The following is a 22,903-nucleotide window of genomic DNA, read 5'->3' as shown; positions in this document are numbered from 1 at the left end:
ACTGCCCCAGTAGTCTCGTTGAATCCCTTGACACGTGCCTAGCCGGGTCCGTCGAGAACACAGTAGAGGAAATCCGTTGACCGAGTCATCGTTCGTTCGCCCTGATGCCACCGCCGAACTCACCGCACTCCTCGAGGATCGGATTCTTGTCCTCGATGGCGCGATGGGGACCATGATCCAACGCCACAAATTTACTGAAGAGCAATATCGCGGCGAGCGCTTTAAGAATTGGCCATCGGACGTCCAGGGCAACAATGACCTCCTTAGCCTGACGCAGCCAGCCGTCATCAGCGATATCCATCGTGACTATCTGCAAGCAGGCGCGGACCTGGTGGAGACCAATACCTTCAACGCTCAGGTCATCTCGCTGGCTGATTACGGCATGCAGGAAATCGCGTACGAACTCAACTTCGAGTCGGCGCGGCTGGCCCGTGAAGCCTGCGATGAGATGACCCGCGAAACGCCGGAACGTCCCCGTTACGTCGTTGGAACAATGGGGCCGACCAACCGAACCGCCTCGATCTCTCCCGATGTCAATGATCCGGGCAAACGCAACACCAGTTTTGACGAGTTGGTGGCGGCCTACACCCAACAGGCCAATGGACTCGTTGATGGCGGCGCCGATGTCTTGCTGATCGAAACAATTTTCGACACGCTCAATGCGAAGGCCTCAATCTTCGCCTTAGAGACCTTGTTCGAGGACCGTGACCGCCGCTGGCCGGTCATCATCTCCGGCACCATCACCGATGCGTCCGGCCGTACCCTGTCCGGGCAAGTCACCGAGGCGTTCTGGAATTCAATTCGGCACGCGCAGCCGCTGCTGGTCGGCTTGAATTGTGCGCTGGGCGCCAAGGAAATGCGACCCTACATTGCGGAGTTCGCACGGATCGCCGATTGTTTCATCTCCTGTTACCCCAACGCTGGTCTGCCAAATCCATTCGGTGAATACGACGAGAGCCCTGATCAGACTGCTGGGATCCTCGAGGAGTTCGCTGCGAGTGGCCTCGTAAACCTGATGGGCGGCTGTTGCGGCACGACGCCCGAACACATCAAGGCGATTGCCTCCGCAGCCGAGGGGAAGGCACCACGTGTCGCCCCCCAGCTTGCGCCAGCCTGTCGATTGTCCGGCCTTGAGCCGCTCAACATCACCGATGAGTCGCTGTTCGTCAATGTGGGCGAACGTACCAACATCACCGGTTCTGCACGCTTCCGCAATCTGATCAAGGATGGCGACTACGGCACAGCATTGACAGTCGCCCGTCAACAGGTCGAATCGGGCGCGCAGGTCCTTGACGTGAATATGGACGAAGGCATGATCGACGGCCTCGCCGCAATGGATCGATTCACCAAACTGATTGCAACCGAACCGGACATCTGCAAAGTACCGATGATGATCGACTCCTCAAAATGGGAGGTCATCCAGACCGCGCTCAAGACGGTCCAAGGCAAGTCGATCGTCAACTCGATCTCCATGAAGGAGGGCGAGGGCCCATTCCGCGAACAGGCTCGACTGTGCCGCAAATATGGTGCCGCGATTGTTGTGATGGCCTTCGACGAGGTCGGTCAGGCTGACACCCTTGAGCGCAAGAAGAAGATCTGTGAACGCGCTTACCACATCTTGGTCGACGAGATCGGGTTCCCGGCCGAAGACATCATCTTCGACCCCAACTGCTTCGCGCTGGCCACCGGCATCGAGGAGCATGCGACCTACGGAACTGACTACATCGAGGCGACGCGCTGGATCAAACAGAATCTGCCCGACGTCAAGATCTCCGGCGGCGTATCCAACGTGTCATTCTCCTTTCGCGGCAACAATGTCGTCCGCGAGGCGATCCACTCGGTCTTCCTCTATTACGCGGTACAGGCCGGTATGGACATGGGCATCGTCAACGCCGGTGCGCTTGTCCCCTACAGCGAGATCGACCCCGAACTGCGCGAACATATTGAGGATGTCGTACTCAACCGACGTGACGACAGCACGGAACGCATGGTCGAGATCGCGCCCCGGTTCGCCGGTGACGGCACCAAGATTGAGGTCGCGAACGACGAATGGCGTGCTCTCCCGGTGGGCGAACGGATCACTCACGCGTTGGTCAAGGGCATCGACGACTTTGCCGAGAGCGATACCGAAGAACTGCGCCAGCTGATCAGCGACCGTGGCGGCAAGCCAATCGAGGTCATCGAAGGTCCGCTGATGGCGGGCATGAATGTTGTCGGCGATCTGTTCGGCGCGGGCAAGATGTTTTTGCCACAGGTGGTCAAATCCGCACGCGTGATGAAAAAATCCGTGGCCTATCTGATCCCGTTCATCGAAGCCGAAAAGCAGCCTGGCGACGTTGAGCGCAGCAAGGGCAAGATCGTCATGGCCACGGTCAAGGGCGATGTTCACGACATCGGCAAGAACATCGTCGGTGTCGTCCTGCAATGCAACAACTACGACGTCATTGATCTCGGCGTGATGGTGCCAGCACAGAAGATCATCGACACCGCGATTGCCGAGAATGCAGATGCGATCGGCCTGTCGGGATTGATCACGCCGTCGCTCGATGAGATGGTCAACTTTGCCGCCGAGATGGAACGCCAGAAGATGGAACTGCCGCTGCTTATCGGCGGGGCCACGACATCGCGCGCGCATACTGCGGTGAAGGTGTCGCAGAAATATCACGGTCCGGTCATCTGGGTGAAGGATGCGTCGCGCTCGGTCCCGGTCGTCGCCGCCCTGCTATCGGACGACCAACGGCCTGCACTACTCGCCGATGTGGCGGCCGACTACCAGGCGCTCCGCGAATTGCATGCGGCCAAACAGGACAAGCGGCCGGTACTGGCCCTTGAGCAGGCGCGTGCGAACCGCACGCCGATTGACTGGAGCGACTATCAGCCGCCGCGCCCGCGCATGTTCGAAGAAGACAGCGAAGCCACGGAGTACGTCAAGACATTAATCGACTACCCACTGGACGAACTGCGCGAATTCATCGACTGGCAGCCGTTCTTCAATGCGTGGGAGATGAAGGGTAAGTTCCCCGATATCCTGAACAATCCGACCACAGGTGTTGAAGCACGCAAACTCTTTAATGATGGCCAGGACATGCTGACCCGGGCGATCGAGAACAAGTGGCTGCGCGCGAATGCCGTGTTTGGACTGTTTCCGGCCAATGCTGTCGGCGACGACATCGAGGTTTATACCGATGAGTCCCGCACCGAGGTGCTCACCACGCTCAACAATCTGCGTCAGCAAGGTGAACGGCGCGAGGGAGTCCCCAACCGTTCGTTGGGCGATTTCGTGGCACCCAAGGAAACTGGACTTGCCGACTACGTCGGGTCGTTCGCGGTGACTGCGGGCCTCGGTGCAACCGAGAAGATCATGGAGTTCAAAGAGGAACTCGACGATTACAGCGCGATCCTGCTTGAATCGATCGCGGACCGGCTCGCCGAGGCGTTCGCTGAGCGGATGCATCAGCGCGTACGTAAGGAATTCTGGGGCTTCGTGCCCGAGGAAGCACTCGACAACGAGGAACTCATCCGGGAGAAGTACCGGGGTATCCGTCCGGCGCCGGGATATCCGGCCTGTCCTGAACACACCGAGAAGCGCAAGATCTGGGAGTTGCTCGACGTACAAAACCGGACTGGAATCGAGCTAACCGACGGCATGGCAATGTGGCCCGGTGCTGCAGTCAGCGGTTGGTACTTCTCGCACCCGAAGTCGCAATATTTCGTGGTTGGTCGGGTTGCCAAGGATCAAGTCGAGGACTATGCGGCGCGTAAGGGCTGGACGATGGATGAGGCGGAGCGTTGGCTGTCTTCCAATCTGACCTACAACCCGGAGTCGTGATTGCGGCGCGTCTCGGCGCGATTGACGCGCCGCGCCACCGGTCCTGATCTAGGCTGAGGTCGTGAGCACCGGACCGGAGATCCCCGAACTGCGCGATCCTTGGATGATTGCTGCTTTCGAGGGTTGGAATGATGCCGCTGATGCTGCGTCAGGCGTCGTCGATCACCTGCTCGATGAATGGGATGCGGAGCTCCTCACCGAGTTCGACCCTGAGGACTTCTACGACTTCCAAATGAACCGTCCGCAGCTCGGCTTTGACGAGGAAGGCCATCGGGTCTTGGAGTGGCCGAGCACGGTTGTCTATTTCGCCCGACTGCCGCAATACGACCGCGATGTGGTGCTCGTACGCGGACTGGAGCCCAACTATCGGTGGATGCAATATTGCTCCACGATCGTCGGACTTGGTGAGCTCGTTGGCGTCACTGATCTGATTACGTTGGGCGCTCTGCTTACCGATACCCCACACACTCGACCGGTGCCGATTACCGGTTCGACTGATGATGCGAGCGCCGGCAAAAAATTTGATGTGGAACCGTCGCACTACTTGGGTCCTGTCGGTATCAACACGGTCCTCGCTGATATCGCTTCAGCGCAGGGAATCGCAACGATGTCGCTATGGGCCGCAGTCCCCCACTATTTAGCCGAACCGCCATGCCCCAAGGCAACATTGGCTTTGCTTGGCCACCTTGAAGATGCGATGGGCATACCGCTCCCCCAGGGGTTGTTGCCTGAGATGTCCGAAGCCTGGCAACGCGGCGCTGATGATCTGACCGGTAAGGACGAGGAAATTGCCGAGTATGTTCAGGCGCTCGAGGACGAACGTGACACCAGCGATCTCCCGGAGGCCTCCGGCGATGCGATTGCCCGCGAGTTCGAACGATATTTGCGTCGCCGCACCACAGATCCCGAAGCCTGAAGCGTTGTCATACCCCGCTGCGAGGGTTGAGCCATGACCCGTTCGGACAACACGCTCAACAAAGTACGCAAGCTGCTCACGCTCGCCGAGGACCCGGCAGCAACATCGGCTGAGGCGGCTGCCTTTACCGCCAAGGCCGCCCAATTAATGACTGATTACGGCATCGACCAGGCGCTGTTGGCCGGGACCCGTCATGCCGCGCATTCGATGGGTGATCGCAAGATCGTATTCGTGGCGCCCTACGCACGAGACAAATGTTCGCTGGTCTGCAGGGTCGCGCAAGTCATGCGCTGCAAGGCAGTGATCCTAGGTGGTGATACCAAACTGACGGCGCACTTGTTCGGCCTCGAAGCTGACTTGGATTGCATTGAGATGCTCGCTACAAGCCTGCTGTTGCAAGGCGCACGTGAGCTAGCCGCGACGCCGATCCCGACGTCAGAGCATGTGGCGGCCTTTCGGCGCACCTGGTGGGCCGGCTTCAGTGCGGCGATCCAGCAACGGCTGGCCGAGGCCGAGCGCGTATCGATCAGTCACGTCGAACAACGCCAAGCCGCTTCCAGCCCATCGGTGGCACTTGTGCTTGCCGATCGCAGTCACGAGGCCGAAGTGGCCATGTATGAGGCTTATCCCCGACTAAAAATGGCGAGCCCGCGGCGGCTTTCCGGCGGCGGTGCGGCGCACGGCTATGCCTCCGGCCAGCGCGCCGACCTTGGCACTAATTCCGGCATCGATTCAGGCGGACGCCGTCAGTTGAATCACTGACGGTCAGACCGCGAAGCAAGCGGTCAGAGGGCCACGCCAAGCAGCGCATTAACGGCGGCCCGCACGGTCTGCGCAGCGGCCATATCGTCAGCGGAATCATCGGCGGCCCACTGATCGACCAATGCGAGGGCCGCGGGGGCGTCAAGGTCGTCGGCCAAGGCAGCGCGAATTCCCGCGACGACTGCAGCACCGGAAGAGCCGGCCGGACGGTCAATTGCGGTCCGCCAGTGTTCTAGCCGTTCAATGCCACCGGTCAGATCAGCGTCGAACCATTCCCAATCGCTGCGATAGTGATGTGCGAGCAGAGCCAATCGAATCGCCATCGGATCATTGCCATCGGCACGGAGCTTGGAAACGAGAACCAGATTGCCCTTGGACTTGGACATCTTCTCGCCCTCATACCCGACCATGCCGGCGTGAACGTAAGCCTTCGCGAAGCGTTCGCCAGTTGCGACCTGAGCTTCAGCCGCAGACATCTCGTGATGCGGGAAGGCCAAGTCGGAGCCGCCACCTTGTACGTCAAGGGTGCCGCCCAGATAGTGCAATGCCATCGATGAACACTCGATATGCCAACCCGGACGGCCGCGGCCCAGCTCGGTGTCCCACGCCGGCTCGCCAGCACGTTCGGCTTGCCAAAGAAGGCAATCGAGCGGGTTCTGCTTGCCCGGCCGCTCCGGATCGCCGCCGCGTTCTGCGAAAACCTCGGCCATGGTGGCAGCGTCTAAGCCGGATACCTCGCCAAAGGTGGGATCGGTGTGGACAGCAAAGTAAAGGTCGTCGTCAACTCGATAAACTGATCCAGTTGCCTGCAACTGTTGGATCAGCTTGACGACCAGCGGAATCGCCTCGACTGCGCCGACATAGTGATCTGGCGGCAAGATTTGTAAGGCGGTCATGTCGTCACGGAACAACTGGGTTTGGCTTTCGGCCAACTCAGCCCAATCGACGCCGGTCGCATTGGCACGCTCAAGCAAGGGGTCATCGACATCGGTGACGTTTTGTGTGTAGTTGACCTCGTGCCCGCCGTCTCGCCATACGCGCTGCAGGAGATCGAAGGCGAGATAGGTCGCGGCATGCCCCATATGAGTTGCGTCGTAGGGCGTAATGCCACAGACATACAGCCGCGCTGGGCCGTCAAGAGTAGGTCGCACAAGCTGACCGGAGGAACTGTCGAATACTGTCGGCTCGGTGCCGGTGCCGAAACCCAATTGATCGAGGGCTGGGACTTCACAGGTGGGCCAACTACGCATGCAACGAGACTATCGGCTCGTCCCACCCGGCCCGCCTACGGGCAACACGGCGTGCCGCGATGCACAATGGCGACGTGATTATCGATTGTGCAACGTATCGAGACGGCCTGCGGGAGGACACCTCCCATGATGTCGCTTCGCTTGAAGCCGCACTTGCTTCGCTTGAAGGCAGCCACGATTTCCTTTGGATTGGGCTGTTTGAACCGACGGCTCAAGAGATGGCTGAGATTGCCGGACCGCTCAAGTTGCATCCACTCGCGGTCGAGGACGCGGTCGGAGCCCATCAGCGGCCTAAAGCCGAACGTTTTGACGATCACTTATTTATGTCGATCAGGACAGTCACCTACGCCAATGACGACATTGACACCGCCGAGGTCAATGTGTTCCTCGGATCCAACTACCTGCTGACCGTTCGGCACGGCAACGGCCATGACTTTCGAAAAGTGCGTCAGCGCGCCGAAGCGCAATCCCATGAACTCCGCCATGGCCCCACCGCGGCACTGTATGCGGTGGTTGACTCGATCGTGGACGACTACGGGACGGTCGCGGCCGAACTTGAGATCGACGTCCAAGAAGTTGAGGAGTCCATCTTCGCAGCCGAACGTCGGGCCGATTCGGCGCGGATCTACCGACTCAAGCGCGAAACGCTGGAGTTCCGACGGGCTGTGCTCCCCCTGCGTGATCCAGTTAATCGTTTCGTCGGCGGCGCAATGCCGGCTGAATCATTGCCCTATTTTCGCAATATCGCTGATCATCTGACTCGCGTTGCCGAGTCAATCGACGCGACCGATCACCTGCTCGGCAACGCACTGAACGCGCACCTTGCCCAACTGAGCGTCCAGCAGAACGATGACATGCGCAAACTTGCGGCCGGCGCGACGCTGTTTGCCGTGCCAACAATGATCGCCGGAATTTATGGCATGAATTTCCGCCACATGCCCGAACTCAATTGGACCTACGGATATCCGCTGGCGGTTGGCGCGATGTTGGCACTGTGTGTGTTCATCGTGTGGCGATTCCGCAAGTCTGGCTGGCTGTAAAACTCAGCCGACCGTTGTGCTGGCCACGATGACGCCACTGGCAACCAGGATCAGCGTCAGTGCGCCGAGTCCAATGCGCCAGGCGACGAATGGCGCGTATGACTTGTGGCTCACGTAGCCGAGCAGCCAGTGAATGACGGCGAAGCCGACGACGAACGACACAATCGTCGCGACGATTGTCGGGCCGGTGCCGTATTCATTGGAACCGCTGATGTCCTTGAGTTTGTAGAGGCCGGCACCGACAACCGCGGGGATGGCCAACAAGAAGGCGTAGCGGGTCGCGGCCACCCGCTCATAGCCGAGGAACAACCCCATGCTGATGGTGGCGCCAGAACGAGACACACCGGGCACCAGGGCTCCGGCCTGGGCGAGACCGAACAAGATCGCATGAGTCATCGTCAGATTTTCGATCGGCGCGGTTTTGCGGCCGACTCGTTCGGAGATGCCGAGCACGATGCCCAAAACGATGAGCATTGTGCCGATGACCCAAAGATTGCGAAAGTTGCTGTCAATCAGGTTTTGCAGCAAGAGTCCCATGATCACGATCGGGATTGAGCCGATAATGACGAACCAACCCATGCGCCATTGTTGGGAGTCGCGTGCTGACTTGTTGAACAGGCCGCGTACCCAACCCGATCCGATCGACCAGATGTCCTTCCAGAAGTAGATGATGACGGCGAGTTCGGTGCCGATCTGGATGACGGCAGTGAACGCCGCGCCGGGATCATTCCAGCCGAAGAATTTCGGGAAGATGGCGAGATGCGCGCTGCTGGAAATCGGTAGAAACTCGGTTAGGCCTTGAATAACGCCGAGAATCACGGCTTTGATTAAATCCACTGTGCGAGCCTACCGGCAGGTTTCGGCAGCCCCTATTAGCCTTGCCATATGCAGAATCGACGGTTGGGTGCGACCGGACTCGAGGTTTCACGGATTGGTCTGGGCACGATGCAATGGGGCACCGCCGTCGATGAGCACGACGCCCAGGATCAACTTCGTACTTTTCTTGACGCCGGTGGCACCCTGATCGACACTGCTTGGAGCTACGGCCTTGGCGCCTCGGAGTCGCTCCTGGGTGAGTTGGTGTCGAAGAACAATTGCCGTGATCGCGTGGTCCTAGCTTCAAAGGCTGGCCTTCGCGCCGATTCAGGTGGTATGCGGCCGGACGCGTCGCGACGTTCTCTGCTCGCGCAGCTGGACGAATCCTTGGCTCGGCTCGGCACCGATCATCTGGATCTTTGGCAGCTGAGCGGATGGGACGAGCGGACCCCGGTGCGCGAGACCCTGACAACCCTTGAGTCCGTCGTTCGCAGTGGTCGGGTCCGGTATGTCGGAATCTGTAACTTCGCCGGCTGGCAGACCGCGCAGGCACAAACCTGGCTGGCGGGTCGAGCCGATGCATTGACCTTGGCGTCAACGCAGGTCGAGTATTCGTTGCTCAATCGCGACCTCGAGGCCGAGATCGCACCGGCAGCTGCTGCGATGGACATGGGTCTGCTGGCGTGGTCGTCGCTCGGCCGAGGCGTACTGACTGGCAAATATCGGCTTGGCGTTCCCGGCGATTCCCGCGCCGCGACCCCGGGCATCGACCAATTCGTCGCGCCCTATCTGAACCCACGGTGTTCGGCAATTGTGGAAGCCGTGGCACGCGCGTCGGAGGGCTTACAGGCCGAGCCGGCGCAGGTCGCGTTGGCGTGGCTCCGCGATCGGCCAGGCGTGTGCTCGACGCTCGTTGGTGCGCGTACTGCTGCTCAGCTCGAAGTGTCGCTTGCGGCCGAGACAGTCGAGCTACCAAATGAAATCGCCATAGCGCTTAACGAGGTATCGGAGGCCTGGGACTGATGGAATATGAATTCTGGCGGCTGACCTTGGACCGCTCCCAGTCGCGCAAAGCCGTGTGTCGGCTGTTGACCGATGCGGCCGAATACCAAGGCTGGGAATTGTCCCGGTTGCGCAAGGACCGCAGCGGACAACGCACCATAACGCTTCGGCGGAAGATTATTCGGATGCGCGCGACGCTCTGAGTCTGCGTCGTCGGGTTAACGTGGAGGTATGCGGTCCGCAGCGCAATCTGAACATCTCGCCGATCTTGTTTGCGAGGGCGGCGGCGTCAAAGGCATCGGACTTGTTGGCGCCGTGCATGAGTTGGCCGCGGCCGGATATACCTTCCCACGCGTCGCGGGGACGAGTTCCGGTGCGCTCGTAGGCTGTTTCGTTGCTGCTTTGCAGCACGCTGGCGAGTCATTGAGCCGCCTTGACGACATCGCTGCGGCGATTGACTACCGCAAGTTTAAGGACGCTCCGTGGTTCGGCCGGATTCCACTGCTCGGCGGAGCATTGTCAGTGCTCACGACCGATGGACTCTATGAGGGAAAATACCTCGAACAGTTTGTGGCTGGAGCGCTGAAGGATCTCGGAGTCGAAAAATTCGGTGACCTCCGTACGGGTGACACCTGGCCAGCGCACGCCTGGTCACTCGTCGTGACGGCAAGCGATTTGTCGAGGCGCCGGCTGGTACGAATCCCTTGGGACCTGGCTGATTATGACCAAGATCCGGACGAATTTTCGGTCGCGCTCGCCGTACGCGCATCCACTGCAATCCCCTACTTCTTCCGACCGGTTAAGGTGTCCGGCGCGACCTGGGTCGACGGCGGGTTGTTGTCGGATTTCCCGGTCGGCCTATTCGATCGGGCCGCGACCGCAGAAGCACGCTGGCCAACATTTGGCATCCGCCTGTCGGGAAAGCCCGGCACCCCGCCAATGAGTCATCCAGTTCACGGGCCGGTGGGGATCGGCATCGCCGCCCTCGACACATTGTTCAGCGCACAGGATTCGGCGTATGTCGCTGATGAGTGCACCGTCATGCGTACGATCTTCGTTCCGACCGACGCGGTCAGCACGGTCGACTTCGATCTCGGCGCGGCACGCAGGAAAACGCTCTATGACAATGGCACGAGCGCCGCTCGCGATTTCCTGAAGACTTGGAACTTCCAGCAATACGTTGAGCAGTGCCGACGGGGTTGAGCGAACTTCTGTCGAGTCAGATCTGATCGAGTAAGGCGTCGAGCACCCGTGCGCCGAACTCAAGGGCATCGACTGGCACCCGTTCGTCAACGCCATGGAACAGCGCGGTGAAGTCGAGATCGGCGGGTAGCCGCAGCGGGGTGAAGCCGTAGGAGGTGATGCCGGCCCTGCTCCAGGCCTTGCCGTCGGTGCCGCCGGACATCAAGAATGGTGCGATGTGGGCTTCGGGATCCTGCGAATGCAGGGCGACTGTCATCGCGTCGACCAGATCGCCCTCGAAAGCGAACTCGAGCGCTTTGTCAGAGATGCCAGGTTCCACGCTGACGCGATCACCGACGAGGCGCTGGACTTCGGGGATGAAGGTGTCTTCGTGGCCGGGCAGGTAGCGGCCATCAATCGCTGCGCTCGCGCTGCCGGGGATCACGTTGTGCTTGTAACCAGCCTCGAGCATCGTCGCATTGGTCGAATTGCGCATTCCGGCACCGATCATGCGCGCCGCCGGGCCGAAGTGTTCGAGCAGTTCATCTGGATCGGTTGCTTCGCTGCCGGTCAACTCGCGTACTTTGTCGAGCAGCAGTTGCATCGATGGGCCTGGGTGGGCCGGCCATTTATGTTCGCCCAACGTCACCAACGCCTTGGCAAGATGGGTGACTGCGTTGTCGGTGTTCCTCATTGAGCCGTGCCCGGCGGTGCCGACGGCGTTGAGCCGCAGCCATGCGATGCCTTTCTCGCCCGACTCGATCAGGTAGAGCCGTTTGCCGCCGACTTCGGTCGAGAAGCCACCGACTTCACCAATTGCCTCGGTGCACCCTTCGAGCCACTCGGGGTGGTTGTCGACGATCCAATGTGCACCCTTGACCCCGCCGGCTTCTTCATCAGCGGTGAAGATCAAGGTGATCGGGCGGTCCGGGATATCGCCTGCGCGCTGCCGCTGGCGGACGACCGAGAGCAACATCGCGTCGAAATCCTTCATATCCACCGCGCCGCGCCCGAACAGGTAGCCGTCGACGATCTCCCCGGCGAACGGGTCCACGCGCCAGTCCGCAGCCTGTGCCGGTACGACATCGAGATGCCCGTGGATTAGCAGACCTGACCGCGCCGAGTTCTGATTGCCCCAGCGAGCAACGAGGCTTGCACGACCCGATTCGGACTCGGCGATCTCGGATTCGATGCCGACCTCGGCAAGTGATGCCGCGACATACTCCGCGGCCGTGCGCTCCCCCGGTCCGGACGAATCCCCGAAGTTGGAGGTATCGATACGGATCAGATCGCGACAAATCTCAAGGACGTCGGCTTCCGGTAGGTATCCCATGAGCCGATACTACGTGGGGTTGCTCGCCGATGGCGCTGGGATCAATCCACCAGCAAGCGTTCAAGAACACGGCCGAACAACCATTGCGCAGTCCAAGCGGTGAATCGATCGAAAATCCGCGGAACTCCGCGCGGATGGACCTCTTCGATCCAGCTGACTTGGCTGCCGGTTGCTGAAGCGGTCACGGTAATTTCTGCCCAACCCAAAATCACGCGTCCGCGCTTTTCAAGACGACAAAAAAGCGGCGGGTTCCACTCAACGATGTCCATCGGATCATCGAATGCGATTCGACCGATTCCGGTACGCGCATTAAAGCCATTCGCGGTGGATGCGACCGTCGTGAACGGTACGTGTTCACCGTGTCTCGCCCAGTCCGTGATTCGGCGCCATGTTTCTTCCGGCGTGTTCGGGGTATCCCGCACGATCTTGATTAGAGCCACGACACAATACTAGAGGCGGACTTGGTCCGACGCAGGTCAGAGGCGGCACGTTCTACCAAAGGAATCGAATGCGTACGATGAGTTTCACCTCGGTCGAGGACGTCAAGACCCGACTCGCGGAGGTGGGCTATTTGGCCTCTGACGCCATCGCGACGACGGTCTACCTGGCGAGTGAGCTCGGCAAACCGCTTCTCGTCGAGGGCCCGGCAGGCGTCGGCAAGACCGAACTTTCGCGTGCGGTCGCGGAAGCGTGTGGCGCCGAGCTCGTCCGCCTCCAGTGCTACGAGGGCGTCGATGAAGCCCGCGCACTCTACGAGTGGAATCACGCCAAACAACTGCTGCGGATCACTGCCGGCAAGGATGAGTCTTGGGACGAGGCACGCAACGACATTTTCAGCGAGGAATTCCTTCTCGCTCGGCCGCTCCTGACCGCGATTCGTAACCAAGGCCCAACGGTTCTGCTCATCGACGAGACCGACAAGGCCGATGTCGAGATCGAAGGCCTGTTGCTCGAGATACTCGGTGACTTCCAGATCACCGTCCCCGAGCTGGGCACGATCACCGCAACCCGTCGCCCGTTTGTGGTGCTGACCTCGAATGCGACGCGTGAATTGTCCGAAGCACTGCGGCGACGTTGCCTTTTTCTGCACCTCGGATTTCCTGATGCGGAGCTCGAGGAACAGATCGTGCGGCTCAAGGTGCCCGAACTCGACACCGTCCTTGCCGGTTCGGTCATCCGCGTCATCAACGCCCTACGCGCACTCCCCTTGCGCAAAGCACCCTCGGTATCGGAGACGATCGACTGGGCACGGACCTTGGTGGCTTTGGGTGCAAAAACTCTTGACGCCGACGTGATCACCGAGAGCTTGGGCGTCATTCTCAAACATCAAGATGACATTGCCAAAGCGAGCAGCAAACTTGATCTTGCCGAGGTTCTGCAAGCACCATGAATGCCGACCGGTCAGCCGCCGCCGATGCCGACGACCTTGCCGCGCGCTTGGTCGAGTTTGTCGGTGCGCTCAGAAGCAAGGGTATTCGTGCGGGGACGAGCGAAACTGTCGATGCGGCCGCGATCATCGAGGTGCTGGGAATGGTCGATCGTTCGCCACTGCGCGAAGGGCTTGCGTCGGCGCTAGTGCGGCGCGGTGGCCAGCGCGATGTCTTCGATCAAACCTTTGACATCTTCTTTCCGGCGGGGACCGGAATCCCGCAGTCCGCGCTCGACAGCGACGCGGACTTCGATCGCCAGGATCTGCGCGACCTGCTGGCGATGGCGTTGGCCGACGATGACGTGCACGCGCTTGAACAGGTCGCCGGGATCGCGGTTGACATGCTCGGTGGAGTCGGCGATGGCGGCCAAGCCAATGGCGGCTGGTCGGCCTACCAAACCCTTGAACGGCTTCAACCGCAAACGTTGCTCGTTCCGGCGCTTCGGATTCGCCAAGGTGGCGACGGTGCTGGGCAAGGTGGCGGCGGCCAGGCTCAGAGCCAAGGCCAGGGCGGAGGCCAAGGCGAGCAGTTCGCCGACCGTCTGGAACGCGATGAAATACGCCGTAATATCGAGGTCCTCCGGTCGATGGTGGCGACCGAGGCGCGGCGACGCACCGCTGAGCTTCGCGGCCGAGACCGCGTCGTCAAGCACGCCGTACGCCGCGGCAATGATCAGATCGACTTTCTCAGCGCCAATCGCAGCCAGCTTGAGGATCTACGCCGGACCGTGCGGCCGTTGTCGCGTAAGTTGGCGACGCGCTTAGCGGCCAAACGCAAGAAGAAGAACCGCGGTCGTGTCGACATCCGCCGGACCCTGCGTCGCTCGATGTCGACCGGCGGCATACCGATGCACCCGGTGTTCGCCAATCCGCATCCGAGCCGGCCTGAGCTTGTGCTGCTATGTGATGTGTCGGGATCAGTCAGCGGCTTTTCGAATTTTACGATGTTACTGGTGCAGGCCCTGAGCGATCAGTTCAGCAAGATCCGGGTGTTCGCGTTCGTCAATGCGATGGCCGAGGTGACCGACTTGGTCAAGGAATCCGGTGACGACTTGTCCAGCCGGATTGCGGCTGAGGCCCGGATCGCCACGTGGCACACCAGTAGTGATTACGGTGAAGCTTTCGGAGATTTCGCCGAAGACTACTTAAACGCGATTGGTCCACGCACTGCGGTTCTCATTTTGGGCGATGCACGTAACAACAATCAGGATCCCAATTTTGCTGCCCTACACGCGATCACGACCCGCGCGAAGCGGACGTTCTGGCTGAATCCGGAGAGCTCCTTGCGTTGGGGACTTGGCGATTCGGTGGCCACCGATTATGCCGAAGTTGTTCAGATGCATGAATGTTGCAATGTTGAACAGTTAACCCGGTTCATAACACGGCTTTTACCCGTCTGACCTGCACAGATGTGACAGAACACATAACCAACGGATTGTTGATTATACGGTCTGAGAGCGTACGGTGGAGGCGTGCCCACTACAACCACATTGGCCCGCTCGATGGCTGGCCTCGTCGCTGCAACGTGCCTCGGGCTTGTCCTCCTTCTCGCCCTCTTTCTTGGCAGCTTCCGCGCCGGACTGGTAATCGGAATCTTCGCCGGCGCGATCATTTCCTTCGCCCTGGTATTTCTTGATGTTGGGCGCGAGAACGCGGATCATCGATAGCCATACCTGCCAATGAACGGCGATGGTCGCCGGTGACTTCACCGGCGACCATCGTCTTTTGTTTTGATTGACGGTTACTTGAGCAACGCAGTCCGCTGGACGAACGGCAGGCTGTTCCAGCGATCTCCCAAGCCGAGCGTGCGACCGGCACCAGCCAGGGCCAACACGACCAGTACAGCAGCATAGATCAGATGATCATCAATGATGGGGTTGTTGGCTGGTGGAAGAACTGCCGACCACATGAGGATAAGAAGCAGCGCGCCAGCACCTGCGGCTAGTCGCATCGCCACGCCGAGGATGAGTGCAACGCCAATGCCGAGCAGGCCAAGCATGAAGAGCCAATCGGCCCACGCGTGTCCGGCGAACTGATGATAGAAATCGGCAAACGGTCCACTGGTTGCGTGTCCGAGGAATCCGCTGGTCGGACTTCCGCCGTGGATCCACGCATCAGCTGAGGCGGTTTCGTGGCCAAGCCCGAAGAGTTTGTCAAAGAAGGGCCATAGGAAGATCCAGCCCAATCCGAGCCGGGTGATGCCTAACATGTAGTCCAGCGGAGACCGGCTGGTGGTCATGGGGTGCGAGGCATCAGCCGAGTTGGCGTGCCTCGAGTGGATGGTGGTCATGATTGCCTCTCGGTTTGTTCGTTCGTGTAATCCCACTCTCGCCTCAGTAGGCGCCGGCAGTAAGGGACTAAGTGCCTGATCGTGGTCGCCGGTGGTCCCCCCTTTAATCCGGCGGATGTCGACACCGAGTTCGTACGTATGCTGGGTTCGGCCGAAGTCGGACTAACCTGAAGAAACCCTAGATTGTGGTGCGGAGTTGGTATGAACGACGACACAAATGCAATTGGCTTCCCCGACGGACCCAAACTTGAGTTCGAGGTGTTGCTCGATCAGCTGATCGGTCGCGCCCATGAGGTGATGTCGACCCAGGTGCGGTTGCGACGTCTGGTCGCTGCGAACAATGCGGTTGTCAGCGACTTGGACCTGCCGAGCGTCCTCAGGCGCATCGCCGAAGCGGCGCGCGAACTAGTCGGTGCCAAGTACGCGGCTATCGGGATCATCGGGCCGAGTGGCAATCTCGATCGCTTCATTCATGTTGGCTTGGATGCCGAAACGGTGCGAAAAATTGGTCCGCTGCCTGATGGCAAAGGTCTGCTTGGTGCCCTGATCCAAGACCCGGAACCCATCATGCTGAAGTCGATGTCGACCGATCCTCGATCGAGTGGCTTCCCCGAACACCATCCGCTGATGACAAGCTTCCTTGGCGTTCCAATTCGGGTGCGTGATGAGATCTATGGCAATCTCTACATGACTGATCACGAGAGTGGTGAGTTCTCCATTGATGATCAGGAACTCGCCGGTGCACTTGCTGCTACGGCGGGTGTTGCGATCGCAAATGCACGCCTATTCGAAGAGTCGACCTATCGTGAACGGCTGGCAACGATTCTTTCCTCGACAACCCGTCGCATGCTTGCCGGCGATGAACATGGCGCCATCGATCTGATGGTCGAAGGCGCTCATGAAATAGCTCAGGCCGATCTTGTCTGTGTGGGGCTTGCGTCTGCCGACCATGACAATGTGGTGGTCGATCGGGCTTGTGGTTTGGGAGCGGACGCGCTTGATCAGGCAAGCTTTCCGCTCATCGACGGCGCGATCAAGGACGTGCTCGAACGGCGTGAACTTCACGTAGTCGCCGATATCCGTGTTTGCCCTCGTGACGGACTTCTTCAACGCTCACAGATGCGCCAAGCCATTGTGGTGCCCTTCGATGTCAACGCGGGTCAGGACGGCGTGCTGATCATTTTCCGCGCGCCCGGTGGTCTGCCATTCCTTTTGCGCGACCACGAGATGGCTAACACCTTTGCGAAGCAGATGACCTTGGCGGTCGAGCGTGCGGCAGCCCGTTCGCATAATCAGTATCTGGATCAACTCGAGGACCGAAGCCGTATCGCACGCGATCTACACGATCATGTGATCCAGCGACTCTTCGCAGCGGGGCTTAGCCTGCAGGCCATCGCGAGTGGCCTCGGCCCGGGCGAGCCAGCGCGGCGCCTTAGCACCCAAATCGCTGACATCGATGACACCATTGCCCAGATTCGCGAAAGTATCTTTGCGCTGAAGAACAAGTCGCGGGCCAGCTCGAGCGGCCTACGATCTCGCATCCGCGAAGTGATCGACCGGGTATCCGATCAACTCGAGAACGCACCCAAACATCGCTTTCTGGGTCCGGTTGATCTGATGTCCAACCGCGAGCTGACCGACGATGCCGTAGCTGTTGTCACCGAAGGACTCGCGAACATTGTGCGGCATGCCCATGCGTCATCGGTGTCAGTCTCGATAGCAGCCGCTGAAGGGGAACTCAGCATCGAGATCGTTGATGACGGCGTTGGCATCGACCCGAACAGTTCGCTGAGCGGTTTGGGCAATCTACGCGAACGTGCCGAGCAGCGGCACGGCAATTTCGAGGTTCGCGCGGTTGCGCCCCACGGCACCCGGCTTCTGTGGTCCGTGCCAGCCTGATCAGCCGGGTGCTGAAACTCAGCCCAGCAGTCGAGATATGAAGACCGCGGCTTGGGTACGTCGTTCCAGACCAAGCTTGGCCAAGATGCTCGACATGTAGTTCTTGATCGTTTTCTCGGCTAGGAAAAGTCGCTCACCGATCTGCCGATTGGTTAGGCCATCGGCAACGAGTTCAAGAATCCGTCGCTCCTGAGGCGTCAGCGATTTGAGTTCTTCGTGTTCGTTGTCGGTGCCATCGCGCAGTCGCTGCAACACTCGTTCGGTCACGTGCGGGTCGAGCAGTGAGGCGCCTGCAGCGACCTGCCGGACGGCGGAAAGAAGGTCCTGGCCCGTAACCTGCTTGAGTACGTAGCCGGAGGCGCCGGCCATAATCGCCGCGAACAGCGCCTCATCGTCGTCGAAAGACGTCAGGATAATCGCGCGGATGTTGGGGTCAACCGATCGGATCTGCCGGCAAACTTCGATCCCGCTACCGTCGGGAAGTTGCACGTCAAGGATTGCGACATCTGGACGGAGCGCGGGGATGTGGGCCGATGCTGCAGCGGCCGTGCCAGCTTCGCCAATGATCTCAATGTCCCCCTCACTCTCGAGGAGTTCGCGAAGTCCTCGTCTCACAACCTCGTGGTCGTCGAGCAGGAATACGCGCACCGGGTCTGCCATCATCACTCCGTAACTTCTGTGTCTACCTTCGAGTATGCCGGGCATGAGGCTTCAACCTGAGGGCCGAAGGTCCTGATTGTGGCCGGAGTTAACGGGCGTACCGAACCACCCGCCGGCCTGCGATCCGCGTGATGGTCAGCCGGATGAAGAGTTCGCGCTCCCCGACTGCCCACGGTTGCAGTTGGCGGTGCGTTCGCAGGCTGGTCAACATGTCCTGATCCGTGACTTCATCGGCCGTGCCGTTCGCAGTGATGCTCCAAGCCTTGCGATAGAGGTCCTCGTGCTGATCGACCTGGAACGCAATCTCCCCGACATCATGGGCAAGCTCGCCGAGGACGCTGTCAGCGCTGACCCGACAATAGATCGCGCCGTCGAGTTGCAGATAGTTCAGCGGCAGCAGCGTGATGCCTTGGCTGCCGTTGAAGGCGACTCGGCCGATGGCTCCCACCGCCAGTAACTCGTGGCATTGTTTCGGGGTCAACGTCCTAAACACGCCTGGGGCTTCGGCGTCGGCTGTCATGGTGTGCCTCTGTTCGGTTGTGAATCTATGGCTTCATTCTTGATCGGTCGAGGCTGCGGTGCAAGAGACCGTTGCCTCTCAGCCCCCAACGTACGTGATTATCAACGGGGCTAACGTGAAAGTGTCATCACTACAAAGGAGTTTACGGATGTCTGACGACATGTATCCCAAGGCCACAGCGGAAATGTCGAAGCGCCGAAAGGAGCTTGCCCCTGACATTCACGACGCATTCACCGACTGGAGCAAAGCAGTATTCGCCGAAGGTGCACTCGACGAGAAGACCAAGCAACTGATTGCCGTGGCAGTTGCTCACACGACACAATGCCCGTATTGCATCGATGGACACACCAAGTTGGCGGCCCGCAAGGGTGCCAGTGATGAAGAAGTCATGGAAGCCGTGTGGGTAGCCGCTGAGATGCGTGCTGGCGGCGCATACGCACATTCAGCGCTGGCGCTACGGGCGCTTGACAAGGTGCACGCGCAGCACAGCGAGGGTTAGAATCTGTGCCCAGCGGGGCCCTCGAACCCGGCCGTTGGTGAGGAGTCGATTGTCGCGCTAGCGTTGACGAGGCAGGCGGATCAAGATGAGATCCGCTCTGTGGTTCCGGGAACAATGCGTGTCCGGATCAACGGGTAGGATGTTCGACATGAATACCGGCAGTTTGATCGTTATCTTCATTGTTGTCCTGCTGCTGGCGGCCTTATTGGCCTCAGTAAGGATCGTCAAACAATACGAAATGGGCGTTCTGTTTCGGCTCGGACGGGTGCAGGAAGCGCGTGAGCCTGGGCTGCGCTTCATCATTCCAATCGTTGACGTTCTGCACAAAGTGTCGCTCCGGATCGTCACAATGCCCATTCAGTCCCAAGGCATCATCACGCGTGACAACGTTAGCGTTGATGTATCTGCGGTTGCCTATTTCCGTGTCGTCGATGCGATCAAGTCGGTGATTGCCATCGAAAATGTCTACTCCGCAATCGACCAGATTGCTCAGACGACCCTGCGGAAAGTGGTCGGCCAGCACACCCTTGATGAGACTCTTTCGGAGACCGACCGCATCAATCTCGACATCCGGGAGATTCTTGATGTGAATACCGTCGATTGGGGCGTCGAGGTCACGCTCGTGGAACTCAAAGACATCCAGTTGCCAGAATCGATGAAGCGCGCGATGGCTCGTCAGGCCGAGGCTGAGCGCGAAAAGCGCGCCAAAATCATCAACGCCGAAGGCGAATCATTGGCGGCAGCAGCACTCGGCGATGCGTCGGACACGATGATGGCGCATCCGATCGCGCTTCAGTTGCGGAATCTGCAAACCCTCGTCGATATTGGCGTCGACAAAAACACGACGGTCGTGTTCCCGGCTCCGATCATGACCATGATCGGTGATCTGTCAGCGTTTCTGACTAGGGAAGCGACTGCTGCGAGCGCGCCGGCCGTGGCTAGCACTGAGGACGCTCCAACGCCGCAATGAGTTCTTGGCGGGAGGACATGCTTTGAACCAACTCGATCAGACGTTGGCGTTCCGCAGCAACGATGAGCGGCCCGGCGGCGTTGAGCACTGAGCGAGCCACCTCAGTGTGAAAGCCGGTCGCGTCCGCGGATTGGTGAGTTGCCATGGCGTCGCGGACTGCAATAGCCGCGGCGAGTACCACCGGATGTGGCTCCGTCGACGTGCTGGCTGTTGATTGGCTGGTCGTGGGAGCAGGTGCCTCATCGACCAGCTTTGGTGCGCTGCTCGTGTTCCTGACGATGTCGGCCAACCCGTCCTTGGCTCGTTCAGAGGCGAGCCCGGCCAGTTCGTCGACCACGACATTCAGCGGCCAGATGGATTTGTCGATCAGATGGGCCTTGACCTTCTGGAACCGGACTGGCACTCCCCCGCGTTTGCGTTCCTGCATGAGCGTGAAGATCTCTTGAACAATTTCGAGGTTCGCAACCGGTTCTTTTTTTGAGTTGACCCAACCTTTTCTCGACCAGCCTTCCGCCCAGGTCGAGGCACAGCCGATCGCATACGCAGAGTCAGCCTGAATGACCAGCGGAGTCGTGGGGAACTCGTCAAGTACGTTGAGAATTGCCAGCAACTCGCCGACATTGTTGGTGCCATCGGCCACGCCCGCGTATGCGAACCGGCCATCTTCGGCATACCAAGCCCAACCGGTCGGGCTCTTGTGTCCGGGGCGGGTGTCGAGGTGACAGGAACCGTCGACGGCGACGGTAAGTTCGGAGGTCATCTATGTCCTGTCATACGGAGCGTTCGGACGACCAAGTTTGCCAGCCCACCTCGGGCGCGGGCGACTTGACACGCACCGCGAGCGGTCTGTGTCGTCCGTATCCGTAGAATCGAGACATGATTCGACAGCGGTTGGCACGAGGCGTCGTTCGCGTGATGCGCTACCAGATGGTTGGCGAGGTGCCGAAGACAGGAATCTTGGTCGGCGCACCGCATACCTCGAACTGGGACTTTGTCACGATGCTGCTGGTGATGTGGTCCGGCGGTGTCCAACCGGCCGTACTCGTCAAGAAAGAACTCTTTCGCGGGCCGGTCGGACTGATGCTTCGCGTATTCGGCGGGATCCCGCTCGATCGAAGCGATCCATCGAGTACCGTGCGCGCACAGATCGAGAAGGCTGGCAGCGGGGAGCCGTTCCGGCTGATTATTGCCGCAGAGGGCAGCCGATCCAAACGAGAATATTGGAAGTCAGGTTTCCATCGCATCGCTCGTGAGACTGGCATGCCTATCTCGCTTGCGTTTTTCGATCCGCCGACCAAGACGATGGGCTTCGGACCGACGTTCCATCCGACTGGCGATGTGCGTGCAGACATGGACTTCGTCCGTGCCTTTTATGCTGACAAACACGGCATAAGACCCGAGAAGGCGACCAAACCGCGATTGCGCGACGAGAGCAACGACGCCAACTGACCAAAACGGGTTTAGCATCGTTCACATGGTATCGACGGAGTTTCTCATCGTCATGGGCGTATCGGGATCGGGGAAGACAACCGTCGCCGTTGGCATGGCTGATGCGATGGGTTGGACGTTCGCCGAAGGCGACGACTTTCATCCGCAGGCCAACGTCGACAAGATGGCGTCGGGGCAGCCGCTCAATGATGAGGATCGCTGGCCGTGGCTGCGCGCGATCAATGCATGGATCGATGAACAGGAACAGCAGCAAAACAGCGCCGTTATCACCTGTTCGGCGCTTCGCCGTGTCTACCGTGATCTGCTGACCGAAGGGCGCGAGAACGTGCGGTTCTGCCACGTGTCTGCTGATGAGAAAACTATCGCCGAGCGGCTCGAGCGCCGCCGCGGCCATTACCTGCCTGCTTCGCTTCTGCCAAGTCAGTTCGCCGCCTTGGAGCCGCTTGAACCCGACGAACCAGGCGTCACTGTTTCTGCTGCGGCCGCCCCCGACGAGGTCATCCGCGCCGCACTGAAAGCGCTGAATCTGAAAGCCTAGGGAGCGTCGATATGACCGACATCGCGATGTTCGTGCACATGGCAGATAAGCTGCTGAGCGCAGCCGGAAACGGGCAGCTGATGCTTGCTGCGCTGCTGGGGATTGCCACCGTGGTCCTGCTGATCGTGTGGGCGAAATTCCACCCATTCATTGGCCTGATTCTGGGTACCGCTGTTTTGGGGGCGGTCGCGGCGGCGCCACCTTGGACCAGCCGCAACTGGAACTTTTAGTTCTCGCCGTGGGTGCCGGGTCGCTCTTTTTCAGCCACGCCAATGATGCGGGTTTCTGGCTGGTCAAGGAGTACTTCGAGCTAACCGTCGACCAAACGATCAAGACCTGGCCGATGATGGCAACGATTGTCTCGGTCGTCGCCTTGATCTGAGTGCTGATCCTTGGCGCCATCGCCTCATAGCGGCGGTTGCTGCGGACCGTCTGTCCGTGAAGGTCAAGGTGGGGAACTCCGGTTCAACCAGTCTCGTCCACATTGTCGAACAACTCGTCGATGGCCAGGCGGTCACG

The 22,903-nt window shown here is 59.8% G+C and carries 25 protein-coding genes; 17 read left to right on the top strand and 8 right to left on the bottom strand.

Going from position 1 to position 22,903, the window contains the following annotated elements; all coding sequences use genetic code 11:
* The first annotated feature begins 76 nt into the window (after positions 1-76).
* The 3 genes from metH to AC2YB9_RS09530 all read left to right on the top strand — a co-directional run bounded on the left by metH (position 77) and on the right by AC2YB9_RS09530 (position 5,507).
* A complete protein-coding gene (gene metH / locus AC2YB9_RS09540; protein ID WP_487265112.1) occupies positions 77-3,829 on the top strand; it encodes a methionine synthase in 3,753 nt (1,250 codons plus the stop codon).
* Positions 3,830-3,890: 61 nt separating this feature from the next.
* Complete coding sequence (locus AC2YB9_RS09535; RefSeq protein WP_487265111.1) at positions 3,891-4,745, top strand: PAC2 family protein; 855 nt, start codon at positions 3,891-3,893, stop codon at positions 4,743-4,745.
* 33 nt (positions 4,746-4,778) lie between these two features.
* Complete coding sequence (locus AC2YB9_RS09530; protein WP_487265110.1) at positions 4,779-5,507, top strand: DUF2786 domain-containing protein; 729 nt, start codon at positions 4,779-4,781, stop codon at positions 5,505-5,507.
* Between the two features lie 23 nt (positions 5,508-5,530).
* On the opposite strand, the gene mshC is transcribed toward AC2YB9_RS09530, so the two are convergent.
* Positions 5,531-6,757: a cysteine--1-D-myo-inosityl 2-amino-2-deoxy-alpha-D-glucopyranoside ligase gene (mshC, locus tag AC2YB9_RS09525; protein WP_487265109.1), complete on the bottom strand. Its 1,227-nt coding sequence runs from the start codon at positions 6,755-6,757 to the stop codon at positions 5,531-5,533.
* A gap of 74 nt (positions 6,758-6,831) precedes the next feature.
* On the opposite strand from mshC, the gene corA reads away from it, so the two are divergent.
* The gene (corA, locus tag AC2YB9_RS09520; protein WP_487265108.1) at positions 6,832-7,797 is read left to right on the top strand and encodes a magnesium/cobalt transporter CorA; all 966 of its coding nucleotides are present in this window, start codon (positions 6,832-6,834) and stop codon (positions 7,795-7,797) included.
* Positions 7,798-7,800: 3 nt separating this feature from the next.
* Here the strand turns inward: corA and AC2YB9_RS09515 are convergent, their stop codons facing one another.
* Positions 7,801-8,634 (bottom strand): undecaprenyl-diphosphate phosphatase, encoded by an 834-nt coding sequence (locus AC2YB9_RS09515; protein ID WP_487265107.1) that lies wholly within the window; start codon positions 8,632-8,634, stop codon positions 7,801-7,803.
* 48 nt (positions 8,635-8,682) lie between these two features.
* Here AC2YB9_RS09515 and AC2YB9_RS09510 point away from each other — a divergent pair, with 48 nt between their 5' ends.
* The 3 genes from AC2YB9_RS09510 to AC2YB9_RS09500 are packed head-to-tail and all read left to right on the top strand — an operon-like array spanning position 8,683 to position 10,818.
* Complete coding sequence (locus AC2YB9_RS09510; protein WP_487265106.1) at positions 8,683-9,636, top strand: aldo/keto reductase; 954 nt, start codon at positions 8,683-8,685, stop codon at positions 9,634-9,636.
* On the top strand, positions 9,636-9,818 hold the full coding sequence (locus AC2YB9_RS09505) for a DUF5703 family protein (RefSeq protein WP_487265105.1): 183 nt from the start codon (positions 9,636-9,638) through the stop codon (positions 9,816-9,818). Before AC2YB9_RS09510 ends, AC2YB9_RS09505 begins: the two co-directional genes overlap by 1 nt.
* Positions 9,819-9,846: 28 nt before the next feature.
* Complete coding sequence (locus AC2YB9_RS09500) at positions 9,847-10,818, top strand: patatin-like phospholipase family protein (protein ID WP_487265104.1); 972 nt, start codon at positions 9,847-9,849, stop codon at positions 10,816-10,818.
* Positions 10,819-10,834: 16 nt separating this feature from the next.
* Here AC2YB9_RS09500 and AC2YB9_RS09495 read toward each other — a convergent pair whose 3' ends face one another.
* Entirely contained in the window at positions 10,835-12,130 is a 1,296-nt protein-coding gene (locus tag AC2YB9_RS09495) for a M20/M25/M40 family metallo-hydrolase (RefSeq protein ID WP_487265103.1), read from the bottom strand.
* 41 nt (positions 12,131-12,171) lie between these two features.
* Positions 12,172-12,570 carry an SRPBCC family protein gene (locus tag AC2YB9_RS09490; protein WP_487265102.1) on the bottom strand — a complete coding sequence of 133 codons (399 nt, stop codon included), beginning with the start codon at positions 12,568-12,570 and terminating at the stop codon, positions 12,172-12,174.
* Positions 12,571-12,638: 68 nt separating this feature from the next.
* Between AC2YB9_RS09490 and AC2YB9_RS09485 the strand changes: the two genes are divergently transcribed.
* The 3 genes from AC2YB9_RS09485 (at position 12,639) to AC2YB9_RS09475 (ending at position 15,226) form a co-directional block, all read left to right on the top strand.
* Entirely contained in the window at positions 12,639-13,520 is an 882-nt protein-coding gene (locus AC2YB9_RS09485; RefSeq protein WP_487265101.1) for an AAA family ATPase, read from the top strand.
* Positions 13,517-14,959: a VWA domain-containing protein gene (locus tag AC2YB9_RS09480; protein WP_487265100.1), complete on the top strand. Its 1,443-nt coding sequence runs from the start codon at positions 13,517-13,519 to the stop codon at positions 14,957-14,959. Before AC2YB9_RS09485 ends, AC2YB9_RS09480 begins: the two co-directional genes overlap by 4 nt.
* Before the next feature lie 72 nt (positions 14,960-15,031).
* The gene (locus AC2YB9_RS09475) at positions 15,032-15,226 is read left to right on the top strand and encodes a hypothetical protein (protein ID WP_487265099.1); all 195 of its coding nucleotides are present in this window, start codon (positions 15,032-15,034) and stop codon (positions 15,224-15,226) included.
* A gap of 74 nt (positions 15,227-15,300) precedes the next feature.
* Here AC2YB9_RS09475 and AC2YB9_RS09470 read toward each other — a convergent pair whose 3' ends face one another.
* Complete coding sequence (locus AC2YB9_RS09470) at positions 15,301-15,849, bottom strand: hypothetical protein (protein WP_487265098.1); 549 nt, start codon at positions 15,847-15,849, stop codon at positions 15,301-15,303.
* 201 nt (positions 15,850-16,050) lie between these two features.
* Between AC2YB9_RS09470 and AC2YB9_RS09465 the strand changes: the two genes are divergently transcribed.
* The gene (locus AC2YB9_RS09465) at positions 16,051-17,748 is read left to right on the top strand and encodes a sensor histidine kinase (RefSeq protein ID WP_487265097.1); all 1,698 of its coding nucleotides are present in this window, start codon (positions 16,051-16,053) and stop codon (positions 17,746-17,748) included.
* Between the two features lie 18 nt (positions 17,749-17,766).
* Here AC2YB9_RS09465 and AC2YB9_RS09460 read toward each other — a convergent pair whose 3' ends face one another.
* Both AC2YB9_RS09460 and AC2YB9_RS09455 read right to left on the bottom strand, forming a co-directional pair.
* Entirely contained in the window at positions 17,767-18,453 is a 687-nt protein-coding gene (locus AC2YB9_RS09460) for a response regulator (protein ID WP_487265096.1), read from the bottom strand.
* A 43-nt stretch (positions 18,454-18,496) separates the two neighbouring features.
* On the bottom strand, positions 18,497-18,928 hold the full coding sequence (locus AC2YB9_RS09455; protein ID WP_487265095.1) for a pyridoxamine 5'-phosphate oxidase family protein: 432 nt from the start codon (positions 18,926-18,928) through the stop codon (positions 18,497-18,499).
* Between the two features lie 148 nt (positions 18,929-19,076).
* Here AC2YB9_RS09455 and AC2YB9_RS09450 point away from each other — a divergent pair, with 148 nt between their 5' ends.
* Together AC2YB9_RS09450 and AC2YB9_RS09445 are read left to right on the top strand one after the other, a co-directional pair.
* Positions 19,077-19,427: a carboxymuconolactone decarboxylase family protein gene (locus AC2YB9_RS09450; protein WP_487265094.1), complete on the top strand. Its 351-nt coding sequence runs from the start codon at positions 19,077-19,079 to the stop codon at positions 19,425-19,427.
* A gap of 148 nt (positions 19,428-19,575) precedes the next feature.
* Positions 19,576-20,397: a slipin family protein gene (locus AC2YB9_RS09445; RefSeq protein ID WP_487265093.1), complete on the top strand. Its 822-nt coding sequence runs from the start codon at positions 19,576-19,578 to the stop codon at positions 20,395-20,397.
* Here the strand turns inward: AC2YB9_RS09445 and AC2YB9_RS09440 are convergent.
* Positions 20,366-21,157: an RNase H family protein gene (locus tag AC2YB9_RS09440; RefSeq protein WP_487265092.1), complete on the bottom strand. Its 792-nt coding sequence runs from the start codon at positions 21,155-21,157 to the stop codon at positions 20,366-20,368. The genes AC2YB9_RS09445 and AC2YB9_RS09440 overlap by 32 nt on opposite strands.
* A 116-nt stretch (positions 21,158-21,273) precedes the next feature.
* On the opposite strand from AC2YB9_RS09440, the gene AC2YB9_RS09435 reads away from it, so the two are divergent.
* From AC2YB9_RS09435 to AC2YB9_RS09420, 4 genes are read left to right on the top strand one after another with little or no spacing between them, the layout of a single operon-like run.
* On the top strand, positions 21,274-21,846 hold the full coding sequence (locus AC2YB9_RS09435) for a 1-acyl-sn-glycerol-3-phosphate acyltransferase (protein WP_487265091.1): 573 nt from the start codon (positions 21,274-21,276) through the stop codon (positions 21,844-21,846).
* A 25-nt stretch (positions 21,847-21,871) separates the two neighbouring features.
* Positions 21,872-22,384 (top strand): gluconokinase, encoded by a 513-nt coding sequence (locus tag AC2YB9_RS09430; protein WP_487265090.1) that lies wholly within the window; start codon positions 21,872-21,874, stop codon positions 22,382-22,384.
* 11 nt (positions 22,385-22,395) lie between these two features.
* Positions 22,396-22,614, top strand: coding sequence for a hypothetical protein (locus tag AC2YB9_RS09425; RefSeq protein WP_487265089.1), 219 nt, complete (start codon positions 22,396-22,398; stop codon positions 22,612-22,614).
* A gap of 8 nt (positions 22,615-22,622) precedes the next feature.
* Complete coding sequence (locus AC2YB9_RS09420; RefSeq protein ID WP_487265088.1) at positions 22,623-22,766, top strand: GntT/GntP/DsdX family permease; 144 nt, start codon at positions 22,623-22,625, stop codon at positions 22,764-22,766.
* Positions 22,767-22,903: the final 137 nt, after the last annotated feature.

It is taken from the genome of Aeromicrobium changchenzhani (assembly GCF_057586615.1).
Note: the sequence above shows the minus strand (reverse complement) of the source record. Positions and strands in the feature narration are given on the sequence as shown.

Coding starts and splice junctions, on each gene's coding strand:
- AC2YB9_RS09460 (WP_487265096.1), bottom strand. CDS start 18,453: ATGCCCGGCATACTCGAAGGTAGACACAGAAGTTACGGAGTGATGATG.
- AC2YB9_RS09510 (WP_487265106.1), top strand. CDS start 8,683: ATGCAGAATCGACGGTTGGGTGCGACCGGACTCGAGGTTTCACGGATT.
- AC2YB9_RS09500 (WP_487265104.1), top strand. CDS start 9,847: ATGCGGTCCGCAGCGCAATCTGAACATCTCGCCGATCTTGTTTGCGAG.
- AC2YB9_RS09440 (WP_487265092.1), bottom strand. CDS start 21,157: ATGACCTCCGAACTTACCGTCGCCGTCGACGGTTCCTGTCACCTCGAC.
- AC2YB9_RS09425 (WP_487265089.1), top strand. CDS start 22,396: ATGACCGACATCGCGATGTTCGTGCACATGGCAGATAAGCTGCTGAGC.
- AC2YB9_RS09435 (WP_487265091.1), top strand. CDS start 21,274: ATGATTCGACAGCGGTTGGCACGAGGCGTCGTTCGCGTGATGCGCTAC.
- mshC (WP_487265109.1), bottom strand. CDS start 6,757: ATGCGTAGTTGGCCCACCTGTGAAGTCCCAGCCCTCGATCAATTGGGT.
- AC2YB9_RS09480 (WP_487265100.1), top strand. CDS start 13,517: ATGAATGCCGACCGGTCAGCCGCCGCCGATGCCGACGACCTTGCCGCG.
- AC2YB9_RS09470 (WP_487265098.1), bottom strand. CDS start 15,849: ATGACCACCATCCACTCGAGGCACGCCAACTCGGCTGATGCCTCGCAC.
- AC2YB9_RS09530 (WP_487265110.1), top strand. CDS start 4,779: ATGACCCGTTCGGACAACACGCTCAACAAAGTACGCAAGCTGCTCACG.
- AC2YB9_RS09495 (WP_487265103.1), bottom strand. CDS start 12,130: ATGGGATACCTACCGGAAGCCGACGTCCTTGAGATTTGTCGCGATCTG.
- AC2YB9_RS09445 (WP_487265093.1), top strand. CDS start 19,576: ATGAATACCGGCAGTTTGATCGTTATCTTCATTGTTGTCCTGCTGCTG.
- AC2YB9_RS09465 (WP_487265097.1), top strand. CDS start 16,051: ATGAACGACGACACAAATGCAATTGGCTTCCCCGACGGACCCAAACTT.
- AC2YB9_RS09455 (WP_487265095.1), bottom strand. CDS start 18,928: ATGACAGCCGACGCCGAAGCCCCAGGCGTGTTTAGGACGTTGACCCCG.
- AC2YB9_RS09450 (WP_487265094.1), top strand. CDS start 19,077: ATGTCTGACGACATGTATCCCAAGGCCACAGCGGAAATGTCGAAGCGC.
- AC2YB9_RS09485 (WP_487265101.1), top strand. CDS start 12,639: ATGCGTACGATGAGTTTCACCTCGGTCGAGGACGTCAAGACCCGACTC.
- AC2YB9_RS09430 (WP_487265090.1), top strand. CDS start 21,872: ATGGTATCGACGGAGTTTCTCATCGTCATGGGCGTATCGGGATCGGGG.
- AC2YB9_RS09505 (WP_487265105.1), top strand. CDS start 9,636: ATGGAATATGAATTCTGGCGGCTGACCTTGGACCGCTCCCAGTCGCGC.